At 30.2% G+C, this 10,719-nt stretch carries 19 protein-coding genes; 1 reads left to right on the top strand and 18 read right to left on the bottom strand.

Annotated features, from left to right (window positions below; all coding sequences use genetic code 11):
* Positions 1-1,223, top strand: a 1,223-nt coding sequence (locus AYC59_RS05550; protein ID WP_211260016.1) for a restriction endonuclease subunit S, incomplete at its 5' end; no start/stop codon positions are given.
* A 578-nt stretch (positions 1,224-1,801) separates the two neighbouring features.
* Here the strand turns inward: AYC59_RS05550 and secY are convergent.
* The 18 genes from secY to rplB are packed head-to-tail and all read right to left on the bottom strand — an operon-like array spanning position 1,802 to position 10,547.
* On the bottom strand, positions 1,802-3,127 hold the full coding sequence (gene secY / locus AYC59_RS05545; RefSeq protein ID WP_390889596.1) for a preprotein translocase subunit SecY: 1,326 nt from the start codon (positions 3,125-3,127) through the stop codon (positions 1,802-1,804).
* 41 nt (positions 3,128-3,168) lie between these two features.
* A complete protein-coding gene (gene rplO, locus AYC59_RS05540) occupies positions 3,169-3,705 on the bottom strand; it encodes a 50S ribosomal protein L15 (RefSeq protein ID WP_066896107.1) in 537 nt (178 codons plus the stop codon).
* Between the two features lie 4 nt (positions 3,706-3,709).
* A complete protein-coding gene (rpmD, locus tag AYC59_RS05535; RefSeq protein ID WP_012859266.1) occupies positions 3,710-3,889 on the bottom strand; it encodes a 50S ribosomal protein L30 in 180 nt (59 codons plus the stop codon).
* A gap of 17 nt (positions 3,890-3,906) precedes the next feature.
* Complete coding sequence (gene rpsE / locus AYC59_RS05530; protein WP_415635740.1) at positions 3,907-4,407, bottom strand: 30S ribosomal protein S5; 501 nt, start codon at positions 4,405-4,407, stop codon at positions 3,907-3,909.
* A gap of 16 nt (positions 4,408-4,423) precedes the next feature.
* Complete coding sequence (gene rplR / locus AYC59_RS05525; protein ID WP_066896100.1) at positions 4,424-4,786, bottom strand: 50S ribosomal protein L18; 363 nt, start codon at positions 4,784-4,786, stop codon at positions 4,424-4,426.
* Between the two features lie 14 nt (positions 4,787-4,800).
* Complete coding sequence (gene rplF / locus AYC59_RS05520) at positions 4,801-5,334, bottom strand: 50S ribosomal protein L6 (RefSeq protein ID WP_066896097.1); 534 nt, start codon at positions 5,332-5,334, stop codon at positions 4,801-4,803.
* A 49-nt stretch (positions 5,335-5,383) separates the two neighbouring features.
* Positions 5,384-5,779: a 30S ribosomal protein S8 gene (gene rpsH / locus AYC59_RS05515; RefSeq protein ID WP_066896094.1), complete on the bottom strand. Its 396-nt coding sequence runs from the start codon at positions 5,777-5,779 to the stop codon at positions 5,384-5,386.
* A gap of 19 nt (positions 5,780-5,798) precedes the next feature.
* The gene (gene rpsN / locus AYC59_RS05510; RefSeq protein ID WP_066896091.1) at positions 5,799-6,086 is read right to left on the bottom strand and encodes a 30S ribosomal protein S14; all 288 of its coding nucleotides are present in this window, start codon (positions 6,084-6,086) and stop codon (positions 5,799-5,801) included.
* Between the two features lie 20 nt (positions 6,087-6,106).
* Complete coding sequence (rplE, locus tag AYC59_RS05505) at positions 6,107-6,661, bottom strand: 50S ribosomal protein L5 (protein WP_066896088.1); 555 nt, start codon at positions 6,659-6,661, stop codon at positions 6,107-6,109.
* A 22-nt stretch (positions 6,662-6,683) separates the two neighbouring features.
* Positions 6,684-7,067, bottom strand: a complete 384-nt coding sequence (rplX, locus tag AYC59_RS05500; RefSeq protein WP_066896085.1) for a 50S ribosomal protein L24 — start codon at positions 7,065-7,067, stop codon at positions 6,684-6,686.
* 16 nt (positions 7,068-7,083) lie between these two features.
* A complete protein-coding gene (gene rplN, locus AYC59_RS05495; RefSeq protein WP_066896083.1) occupies positions 7,084-7,452 on the bottom strand; it encodes a 50S ribosomal protein L14 in 369 nt (122 codons plus the stop codon).
* 42 nt (positions 7,453-7,494) lie between these two features.
* Positions 7,495-7,749 carry a 30S ribosomal protein S17 gene (rpsQ, locus tag AYC59_RS05490; protein WP_066896080.1) on the bottom strand — a complete coding sequence of 85 codons (255 nt, stop codon included), beginning with the start codon at positions 7,747-7,749 and terminating at the stop codon, positions 7,495-7,497.
* Positions 7,750-7,761: 12 nt separating this feature from the next.
* Positions 7,762-7,953, bottom strand: a complete 192-nt coding sequence (gene rpmC, locus AYC59_RS05485) for a 50S ribosomal protein L29 (protein WP_066896077.1) — start codon at positions 7,951-7,953, stop codon at positions 7,762-7,764.
* Positions 7,953-8,378 (bottom strand): 50S ribosomal protein L16, encoded by a 426-nt coding sequence (gene rplP, locus AYC59_RS05480; RefSeq protein ID WP_066896074.1) that lies wholly within the window; start codon positions 8,376-8,378, stop codon positions 7,953-7,955. Before rplP ends, rpmC begins: the two co-directional genes overlap by 1 nt.
* Complete coding sequence (rpsC, locus tag AYC59_RS05475; protein WP_066896071.1) at positions 8,378-9,037, bottom strand: 30S ribosomal protein S3; 660 nt, start codon at positions 9,035-9,037, stop codon at positions 8,378-8,380. Before rpsC ends, rplP begins: the two co-directional genes overlap by 1 nt.
* A gap of 22 nt (positions 9,038-9,059) precedes the next feature.
* Positions 9,060-9,392, bottom strand: a complete 333-nt coding sequence (gene rplV, locus AYC59_RS05470; protein WP_066896068.1) for a 50S ribosomal protein L22 — start codon at positions 9,390-9,392, stop codon at positions 9,060-9,062.
* Positions 9,393-9,433: 41 nt separating this feature from the next.
* Positions 9,434-9,697, bottom strand: a complete 264-nt coding sequence (gene rpsS / locus AYC59_RS05465; RefSeq protein WP_066896065.1) for a 30S ribosomal protein S19 — start codon at positions 9,695-9,697, stop codon at positions 9,434-9,436.
* A gap of 22 nt (positions 9,698-9,719) precedes the next feature.
* On the bottom strand, positions 9,720-10,547 hold the full coding sequence (gene rplB / locus AYC59_RS05460) for a 50S ribosomal protein L2 (protein WP_066896062.1): 828 nt from the start codon (positions 10,545-10,547) through the stop codon (positions 9,720-9,722).
* Between the last annotated feature and the right edge of the window lie 172 nt (positions 10,548-10,719).

The raw sequence follows: 10,719 nt of genomic DNA, 5'->3' as shown, positions 1-10,719 counted from the left end.
GTATTAAGAAAAGAAATAGAGGATATAGTAGAAACTATAGAAAAAGAGGAATTATGATTAAATACTTAGAAAAGTTATTAAATGGAAGAGAAGTAGAGTGGAAGAAGTTGGGGGATGTAGTAAATATACAAACAGGTAAATTGAATTCTAATATGAAAGTTGAAAATGGTAAATATCCTTTTTTTACTTGTGATGAGATTTCTTATAAAATTAATAATTTTGCTTTTGATGGAGAAGCAATATTAATTTCTGGTAATGGAAGTAAATTAGGTCATATTAATTATTATATAGGGAAATTTAATGCTTATCAAAGAACATATGTTTTAATGAATAATATAAAAAATGTGAATATGAAGTATTTAATGTATTTTTTAAAAAATAGTTTTAAAGATTATATTTTAAATAAATCACTTAAAGCTTCAATTCCATATATAACATTACCAATAATAAGTAATTTTGAAATTCCAATCCCCCCATTAGATATACAAGAAGAAATTGTGAGGGTGTTAGATAAGTTCACAGAGCACACTAAAGAGCTAACTAAAGAGCTAACGCTAAGAAAAAAAGAATATAATTATTATAGAGATTATCTACTTGAATTTAATAATATAGATAAATTAGGTGTTGAAGTTAAGAAAGTAGAATTACTTGATGTTTGTTTGTATTCTAATGAAAAAATAGAAAGTTCATTACTTAATTTATATAATTATATTAGTATTGAAAATATGTTGCAAAATTGTAAAGGTGTTATTCCATCATCTAATGTTCCAGATAAAGGTAAGTGGACTAAATACGCTGAAGGTGATATTTTGATAGGAAATATAAGACCATATTTAAAAAAAATTTGGTTAGCAGATAAAGAAGGTGGGACTAATGGAGATGTTTTAGTATTAAAGAAAAATTCTGATAAAATAAACATGAAATATTTATATTTTGTTTTATCAGATGATAATTTTTTCAATTATGTAAAAAATAACATCAAATCTGGTAAAATGCCAAGAGGAGATAAAGAAAGAATATTAAAATATAATTTTTTCTTACCGACACTAGAAATACAAGAAAGAATAGTAAATGTATTAGATAATTTTGAAAAGATATGCAATGACTTAAATATAGGATTACCCAAAGAAATAGAATTAAGACAAAAAGAATATGAATATTATAGAGAATATATCTTGACAAATATAGGGAATCGAATTACGCTAGAAGACAAGACAATATAATATAATCAAAATTTACCAATATATCTATGGAAGTGTTATTGTTGAGGGAGATAATGAAATTAAAGTGTATAATGATGGGGTAAATTTTGATTCAAAAAATTAAGTGAAAATTCTAAAAAAATACTAGATGGAACAAATAAAATATATCAAGGTTCTATTAAATTAAATAAGAGTTTATCAGTCGCTGATACAAAAGTAAGTAAATCTGTTAGTGATTCAGTAAATTTAAAAATTATCAATATTGATGATGTAGAAGTTTATCGAATTGTATTTGCAGCTTACTTCATTTCTATTTCTCTATGGGTTGGAGATAGTTACTCTATATTATGATTCAAAATAAAGATTTGGTATATTTGATAGGGGATATGATAATAAGATTAAACAATATTTAGCATATATATTACTAATATTGATACAATATATATTACTTATACTATTTGTATTTATATTATTAAACTTCATAGTAGTATATATTAAAGATATGAAAATAAAGAAAAAGTATGAAATAGAAAAAGCTCAGAATTAATTTTCTTGAGCTTTTTATTTTACTTAAATATATACTAATAAAAAGAAGAGGCTTATCTACCTCTTCTTCTTACATTATTAAATCCTTTATATTTTTGTGTTGAAAGATGTGAATCAATATTTTGTATTAATTCTACAGCAACCCCAACTAAGATTAGTAAACTTGTACCACCTAGCATTACAGGTATATTTAGCACATATCCAAACCAAATATTAGGTAAAATACCTAATATAGCTAAGAATACTGCTGTACCAAATGTTATTCTTGTTGCTACATATTCTAAGAAATCTGAAGTTTCTTTTCCAGCTCTCTTTAACGGAATACTTCCTCCACTTTGTTTTAAATTATCTGCTATCTTATCTGGATCAAATACTATAGCTGTATAGAAGAATGAGAATAATATAATTAAAATAACTGATAATAATAAATATGCCCAACCTTTTTGACCAAATATATTATTTAAATAGCTACGCATAGCCGGATCTTTAACAACTGGTATGACAGCTGCAGGAACTGCAAGTATCATAGATGCAAAGATTATTGGCATAACTCCTGCTGTATTTATTTTAACTGGTAAATATGTTTTTCTACCTACTACAGATTGTGTTGTTTCTCCAACTCCACGGCTAGATTTACCAACATAAACTATAGGTATTCTTCTTTCTCCTAATTGAACTACTACCATTACTATAATAATAACAAGGAATAGTATTATTGATGCATATGCAAGTGTTAAATCTCTTCCTGAATTCTTTAATTGAGATATAGTTCCTGTTAATACTTGTGGTAAATTAGCAACTATATTTAAGAAAATTAACATAGATGTTCCATTTCCTAATCCCTTAATAGAAATTCTTTCAGAAAGCCACATTAGAAATGCTGTACCTCCTGTTATTAATACTACAGTAGTAATTATAAATCTTGGACCTGGATCTAAAACATAATTACTTGATTGTAACCATATTGCAATACCTGCTGATTGGAATATAGTAGTAATTATAGTTAAATATCTTGTCCATTGTGTAATTTTTTCGGCTTCTTTTCCACCCTCTCTTTGCATTTCTTCTATTCTAGGATATAGAACTCCTAAAATTTGAAATACGATAGAGGCGTTAATGTAAGGAGAGATTCCTAATGAGAATATTGAAGCTCTTTGAACTGCACCCCCTGAAAATAGGTTAAGAAACTGTGCAAAGACATTTCCTTGTGCAAATCCATTAAATAACTCCATATTTATCCCAGGAACTGGAATATGAACCCCAACTCTCGCTACTAAGAAGCACCCTAATGTAAATAATACTCTTTTTCTAAGTTCTCTAACTTGAAATAGAGCTTTAAATCTTACAACTATTGCTTCTCTAAAAGTCAAGTTTATCACCTCTATAAATTTTTAGTAAATAGGAAAAAAGTAAGTTAAACTTACTCTCCTTCTACCTCTTTAGCATTTCCTGCAACATTAGCAAATGATTTGATTTCAACTAATTCTACTGATCCACCAAATTTTTCTACTGCTTCTTTTGCACCTTTAGAAACTTTGTGTGCTTTAACTTTTAAAGCTTTTTCTAATTCATAATTTCCAACTATTTTTAATAATGAAGTGTAAATTCTTTCTCCTTCAGATGTTGTAATGAATTTAGCATTCTTAACAACTCCTGCTTGTATTAAAGTTTCAAGTGTTACTTCTTCATTAGCGTTGAATTTATCAACTATATCTTTTAAATTGATTACTAACATATCTTTTTTAAATTCAGAATTTGAGAATCCTCTCTTAGGCACTCTTCTGATTAAAGGCATTTGTCCACCTTCAAATGCAGCTGATACATAAGTTCCTGATCTTTGTTTTTGTCCGTTGTGACCTTTACCAGCTGTTTTTCCCCAACCAGATCCGTGTCCTCTACCGATTCTTCTTCTTGATCTTTTTGATCCTTCGGCAGGTCTTAATTCATTAAGATTCATTGATTTAAACCTCCTCTACTTTAACTAAATAAGAAACTAATTTAATTTTACCTTCTATATCTGCAGTCAAGTTGTGTTCAACTGTTTGACCGATTTTTCTTAAACCTAAAGATTTAATTGTTGCGATATGGTTAGGTTTTCTTCCATTAATTCCTTTTACAAGTGTTATATTTACTTTAGTCATTAATCTTTCCTCCTAGCCTATCCTATTATTTCTTCTACAGTTTTACCTCTAAGTTTAGCAACTTGTTCAATAGATCTTAATTTCTTTAATCCATCTAATGTAGCTCTTGCAACATTATCTTTATTTTTAGATCCTCTGATCTTAGTTAATACGTCAGTTACACCAACTAATTCTAAGATTTCTCTTGTTGCAGACCCAGCTATAACCCCAGTCCCTTTTGATGCTGGTTTTAATAAAACTGTTGTTGCATTAAATTTACCTAATTGTTCATGTGGTAAAGTTCCACCTTTTAATGAAACGTTTATCATGTTTTTCTTAGCACCTGCAATAGCTTTTCTTATAGCTTCAGGTACTCCATTTGCTTTACCTAATCCTATTCCAACTTTTCCGTTTTCGTCTCCAACTGCTGCAAGGACTGAGAATGAAATTCTTCTTCCCCCTTTAACAGTTTTAGAAACTCTACTAATTCTTAAAAGTTTTTCTTTGTATTCGTTATTTTTAACTTCTCTTGCCAAAATAAATCCTCCTATCCTATTAGAATTCTAATCCTGCTTCTCTTGCAGCATCTGCTAATGCTTTTACACGTCCTGTGTAGATGTATCCACTTCTATCGAATACAACTTTTGTGATTCCTGCTGCTTTAGCTTTTTCAGCTATTCTTGTACCAATTAATTTTGCAGCTTCTAAGTTAGAACCATTTTCTACTTTATTTCCTTTTTCAATAGTTGAAGCAGAAACTAAAGTTTTTCCTGTTGTATCATCTATGATTTGAGTGAAGATGTTGTTTAAGCTTCTAAATACAGTAAGTCTTGGTCTTTCAGCAGTTCCACTGATTTTAGATCTTATACTTTTATGTTTTCTTACTCTAGCTAAATTTCTGTCTACTTTTTTAATCATTTAAAAACTACCTCCTATCCTTTCTTACCTTCTTTTCTTCTTATCTTCTCATCAGCATATTTAACCCCTTTACCTTTATAAGGTTCTGGTGCTCTCTTAGCTCTTATATCTGAAGCAACTTGACCAACTAATTGTTTGTCAATTCCTTCTACTGTTATTTTTGTATTTCCTTCAACTACGAAATTAATTCCTTCTATTGGAGCAATTTCTACTGGATGTGAATATCCTAATGCTAAAGTTAATCCTTTACCATTTGCTGATACTCTGTATCCAACCCCTACTAATTCTAATTTAATACTAAATCCTGAACTTACACCAACTACCATGTTGTTAACATTTGCTCTAGTTGTTCCGTGTAATGCTCTTATGTTTGGTAAATCATTTGGTCTTTCAAAAGTTATTTCATTGTTTTCAATGTTTACTTTAATTTCAGGAGATAATTCTCTTAATAAAGTTCCTTTTGGACCTTTAACTGTATATACATTACCAACGTTTGTAATTTCTACACCACTTGGTATAGTTATAGGTTTTTTACCTACTCTTGACATTTTCTTCCTCCTTATGTGCGTAAATTTCCATAAGTGTTAAAAGCTCTTACTACCAAACGTAGCAAAGAACTTCTCCACCAACACTTTGCTTTCTGCATTCTTTATCAGTTAAAACACCTTTAGGTGTAGTAACGATAGCAATTCCTAAACCTCCTAAAACTTTAGGTAAGTTTTCAACTGAGCTATACACTCTTCTACCAGGTTTAGAAATTCTTTTTAATCCTTTAATAACTGCTTCACCATCAACAGTTTTTAAAGTAACTACTATATCTTTTTTAGTTCCTTCTTCTTTTATTTCGTATTCTGATATATATCCTTCATTTTTTAATATATTTGCGATACTTTCTTTTATTTTAGAAAATGGAATTGCAACGCTTGTATGTTTTGCAATATTAGCATTTCTAATTCTTGTTAACATATCTGCAATAGGATCTGTTAAATGCATTTTTGTCCTCCTCTCAAAATTACCAACTTGATTTTTTAACTCCAGGTATTAATCCTTCACCTGCTAATTGTCTAAACATTACTCTAGATATTCCAAATTCTCTCATGTATCCTCTTGGTCTACCATTAACTTGGCATCTATTTCTTAATCTAGTAGGTGATGCGTTTCTAGGTAATTTAGATAATTCTAATATAGCTTCTCTATCACCTTTTCTAGCTCTTTCTTTTAATTCTGCTCTTTTTTCAGCATATTTATCTATTGTTTTTGCTACTTTTAAGTTCTTTTGAACCATTGCTTTTTTAGCCATTAATTCTTTGCACCTCCTTATTATTTAGCAAAAGGCATTCCAAATGCTTTTAATAATGCTCTTCCTTCTTCATCATTCTTAGCAGTTGTTACGAATGTAATTCCCATTCCTAAAACTTTATCAACTTTATCAATTTCTATTTCAGGGAAGATTATTTGTTCTTTTAACCCTAAAGTATAGTTACCTCTTCCATCAAATCCTTTGTTAGAAACTCCTTCAAAGTCTCTTACTCTTGGTAAAGTAACGCTTACTAATCTATCTAAGAATTCATACATTTTTTCTTTTCTTAAAGTTACTTTAGCTCCTATTAATTGACCTTCTCTTAATTTAAACCCAGCTTCAGATTTTCTAGCTTTTCTTGCAACTGGTTTTTGTCCTGTGATTTGTGCCAATTCTTTAACAGCTACATCTATTAATTTAGGATTGCTAACTGCATCTCCTAGTCCCATATTTACTATAATTTTATCTAATTTTGGTACTTCCATGATGTTTGAAAGTCCTAATTCTTTCATTAATGCTGATACCATTACTTCTTTGTATGCTTTTTGTAATCTAGGCATATATTTTTCAGACATTTAGGTATCCTCCTTCCCTATCTTATATTTCTTTACCAGATTTAACTGATATTCTTACTTTTTTACCGTCTTTAACTTCATATCTAACTCTTGTAGCAGATTTAACACTTTCATCCCATAACATTACTTTAGATGAGAAAATAGGTACTTCTCTTTCAACAATCTCACCTTGTGTGTTCATTTGAGTTGGTTTTAAATGTTTTTTCTTAACATTAACACCTTCAACAACTATTTTCCCTAATTTAGGAAAGACTTTTAAAACTTTTCCTATTTTTCCTTTATCTCCCATTTGAGATGATTTATCACTTCTTTTATCATTGCTACTTCTTCCACTAATTACTACTACTGTATCTCCAGTTTTAACGTGTAATTTTTTAGGAACTGATTTTATTTTAGATTTAATCACGAAAAATTCCTCCTTCCTAAAGTACTTCTGGTGCTAATGAAACTATTTTCATAAAGTTCTTAGCTCTTAATTCTCTTGCAACTGGTCCAAAAATTCTTGTCCCTTTCATTTCTAATGCTTGGTTTAAGATAACCCCTGCATTATCATCAAATTTTATATATGAACCGTCTAATCTTCTTGTTTCTTTTTTAGTTCTTACTATAACTGCTTTTACAACGTCACCTTTTTTTACATTTCCATTAGGTATAGCTTCTTTAACAGATGCTACAACAACGTCACCTATTCTTCCGAATTTTCTTTTTGATCCACCTAATACTCTGATAACCATGATCTTTTTAGCTCCTGTATTATCAGCAACATTAAGTATACTTTGTTGTTGAACCATTTAATAGTTCCTCCTCCCATTTAATAAATCATATATATTAAACTATTTTGCTCTTTCTAATATTTCAACTACTCTCCAAGTTTTATCTTTACTTAAAGGTCTTGTTTCCATTATTCTTACTTTATCTCCGATACGGCACTCATTTTGCTCATCATGTGCTTTATATCTCTTAGAAGTTTTAACTCTCTTCTTATATAATTTATGAAGTTTCATTGTATTTTCAACAACTACTACTGTTTTATCCATTTTATCAGAAACTACGATTCCTTCTCTGACTTTTCTTTCATTTCTTTCCACTTGAGAATCCTCCTACTTTCCAGTTTTTTCTGTTAAAATTGTTTTCATTCTAGCTATATCTCTTCTTACTTTTTTAATTTGAGCTGTGTTTTGTAATTGTCCAAGAGTTTTTTGTAGCTTTAAATTAAACAATTCATGTTTTAATTCTTTTACTTGTGATTCTAATTGATTTAAATCTAAATCTCTAACTTCTTTAACTGTCATTACTTATCACCACCTACTTCTTCTCTTCTTATGAATTTAACTTTGATAGGTAGTTTGTGTCCAGCTTTTCTTAATGCTTCTTTGGCTTTCTCTTCTGATACTCCACCAACTTCAAACATTACTTTTCCTTTTTTAACTACTGCTACCCAACCTTCAGCATTACCTTTACCTTTACCCATTCTTGTTCCTTCAGGTCTCTTAGTATAAGGTTTGTCTGGGAAAATTCTGATCCAGATTTTTCCTTCTCTCTTAAATGTTCTATTTATTGTAACCCTACATGCTTCTATTTGTCTTGATGTAATCCAACCAAATTCTTTAGCAGCTAATCCGAAATCACCGAATGCTACGTAGTTCCCTTTAGTTGCAATTCCACCCATGCTTCCTCTAAATTGTTTTCTATACTTAGTTCTCTTAGGTATTAACACTATTGGTCTCCCCCTTCCTTCTTACTAGGTAAAACTTCACCATTAAAGATCCATACTTTGATCCCTAAAGCTCCGTAAGTTGTATGAGCTGTTGCTGTTGCATAATCAACATCTGCTCTTAAAGTGTGTAATGGTACTCTTCCTGATAATGTCCATTCACTTCTAGCTATTTCTGCTCCATTTAATCTTCCTGAAGTCATTACTTTAATTCCTAATACTCCAGCTTTTTCTGCTCTTTGAATAGCTTGTTGTACTGCTCTCTTATAAGCAACACGTTTTTCTATTGCTGTTGCAATACTTTCTGCAACTAATTGTGCATCTTTATTAGGGTTTTTAATTTCTAAAGCTTTAACAAAAACTTTTTTCCCTGTCATTTTTTCTAATTGTCCTTTTAACGCTGTTATTTCAGCACCTTTTCTACCTATTAATACAGCAGCTTTACCAGTTGAAATTATCACTGTTAACTCTCTGTCTGAAACTCTTTCAATAGCAATTGAAGAAATTCCTGCTTGGTAGTAGTTTTTCTTAATATATTCTCTTATTTTTAAATCTTCGTGAAAATTGTTTAAATATTCTTTTCCTTTTTTAGCGAACCATTTTGAATCCCATGTTTTTACGATTCCGATTCTCATACCCCTAGGATCTACTTTTTGTCCCACAGAACTACCTCCTTGTTTCTAATTATTTAGCATCCACTTCAACAGTTATATGTGCAAGTGGCTTTCTTATTATGTCTGCTCTTCCCATTGCTCTTGGGTTCATTCTCTTTAATACTGGTCCTTTATCGATTAAAACTTTTGAAACATATAAAGTTTCTGAATTTAATCCTAAATTGTGTTCAGCATTTGCAATTGCTGATCTTAAAGTTTTTTCTATTAAAGGAGCTGCTTTTTTATTTGTAAATCTTAAAATGTTTAATGCTTCTAATGCATTCTTACCTCTTACTAAATCTGCAACTAATCTTGCTTTTTGAGGGCTTAATCTTTGATAACGTAATTTAGCTACTGCTGGCATTCGTTTTCTCCTTTCAATTAAACTATATATTTATCTAGTTTTTATTTCTTTTTATCTTTACCATGTCCATGGTATGTTCTTGTTGGAGCAAATTCTCCTAATTTATGTCCTACCATTTCTTCTGTTACATATACAGGTATATGTTTTTTACCGTTATATACTGCAAATGTATATCCTATAAATTGTGGAAATATTGTTGATCTTCTTGACCAAGTTTTAATAACCGCTTTGTTTGTCCCTTGAGCTTCTACTTTTTTAAATAAGTAATGATCAGCAAAAGGTCCTTTTTTTAATGAACGAGCCATTTTTCCTCCTTACTTTATTATCTTATTTTTTTCTCTTTCTTACTATGAACTTATCGCTATTTTTCTTACCTCTAGTTTTCTTACCTAAAGCAGGTTTACCCCAAGGAGTAACTGGTGCTTTTCTTCCTATAGGAGATCTTCCTTCCCCTCCTCCGTGTGGGTGATCCACAGGGTTCATTACTGATCCTCTTACGTGAGGTTTTCTTCCTAAGTGTCTATTTCTTCCAGCTTTTCCTAAAGAAACTAATGAGTGTTCAGAATTTCCTACTACTCCAACTGTTGCAAAACATTCTTTGTGAATTAATCTTAATTCTCCTGAAGGTAATTCAACGTGGCAGTAAGTTCCTTCTTTAGCTACAAGTCTTGCTGCAGTTCCAGCAGATCTTGCTAATTGTCCACCTTTACCAGGTATTAATTCTACATTGTGAATTAAAGTCCCTACTGGTAAATCTTTTAATTTTAAAGCATTTCCTGGTTTGATATCAGCTGTCTCTCCAGCTAATACTGTATCACCTTTCTTTAAACCATTTGGAGCTAAGATATATCTTTTTTCTCCATCTACATAATGTAATAAAGCAATGTTTGCTGTTCTATTAGGATCATATTCTATACTTGCAACTTTTGCAGGTATTCCTAATTTGTTTCTTTTCCAATCAATTACTCTGTATAATCTCTTGTGACCTTTGTGTCTGTTTCTTCCTGTTCTATGTCCATAGTTGTCTATACCATAAGATGATGATAATGGTTCAACTAATGTTTTTTCAGGTCTAACTTTGTCTAACTCTGTGTTTACTAATATAGACATATGACGTGTCCCACTAGTAATCGGTTTTAATTTCTTAATAGGCATTTCTAACCTCCATTTTCTAATATTTTTCTTTACACACTCTTCCTCGTGTGCACATCTAAAATAAATGCACACAAAAAGAATGTTGACCTATAATTAAGAACTAGTTTTCCTAGTCAACTTAGTTAGTATATCACAAAAAAAGGTAAAAGTCTAGTGTTTTTCAGTATTTTTT

Source organism: Pseudostreptobacillus hongkongensis (assembly GCF_001559795.1).
GTDB lineage: Bacteria > Fusobacteriota > Fusobacteriia > Fusobacteriales > Leptotrichiaceae > Pseudostreptobacillus > Pseudostreptobacillus hongkongensis.
The sequence above is the reverse complement of the archived record's forward strand: the minus strand, read 5'-3'. Positions and strand labels throughout refer to the sequence as shown.

Excerpts from the sequence above, each read along its gene's own strand:
- rplN (WP_066896083.1), bottom strand. The coding sequence starts at position 7,452 with ATGGTTCAACAACAAAGTATACTTAATGTTGCTGATAATACAGGAGCT.
- rplF (WP_066896097.1), bottom strand. The coding sequence starts at position 5,334 with ATGTCAAGAGTAGGTAAAAAACCTATAACTATACCAAGTGGTGTAGAA.
- rplE (WP_066896088.1), bottom strand. The coding sequence starts at position 6,661 with ATGTCTGAAAAATATATGCCTAGATTACAAAAAGCATACAAAGAAGTA.
- rpsN (WP_066896091.1), bottom strand. The coding sequence starts at position 6,086 with ATGGCTAAAAAAGCAATGGTTCAAAAGAACTTAAAAGTAGCAAAAACA.
- rpsS (WP_066896065.1), bottom strand. The coding sequence starts at position 9,697 with ATGGCTCGTTCATTAAAAAAAGGACCTTTTGCTGATCATTACTTATTT.
- rpmC (WP_066896077.1), bottom strand. The coding sequence starts at position 7,953 with ATGACAGTTAAAGAAGTTAGAGATTTAGATTTAAATCAATTAGAATCA.
- rplR (WP_066896100.1), bottom strand. The coding sequence starts at position 4,786 with ATGATTAAAAAAGTAGACAGAAATTTAGCTAGAGTAAGAAAACATAAA.
- rplB (WP_066896062.1), bottom strand. The coding sequence starts at position 10,547 with ATGCCTATTAAGAAATTAAAACCGATTACTAGTGGGACACGTCATATG.
- rpsH (WP_066896094.1), bottom strand. The coding sequence starts at position 5,779 with ATGCATTTAACAGATCCTATTGCAGATATGTTAACAAGAATTAGAAAT.
- rplV (WP_066896068.1), bottom strand. The coding sequence starts at position 9,392 with ATGCCAGCAGTAGCTAAATTACGTTATCAAAGATTAAGCCCTCAAAAA.
- rpmD (WP_012859266.1), bottom strand. The coding sequence starts at position 3,889 with ATGACTAAAGTAAATATAACACTTGTAAAAGGAATTAATGGAAGAAAA.
- rplO (WP_066896107.1), bottom strand. The coding sequence starts at position 3,705 with ATGAATCTTAATGAATTAAGACCTGCCGAAGGATCAAAAAGATCAAGA.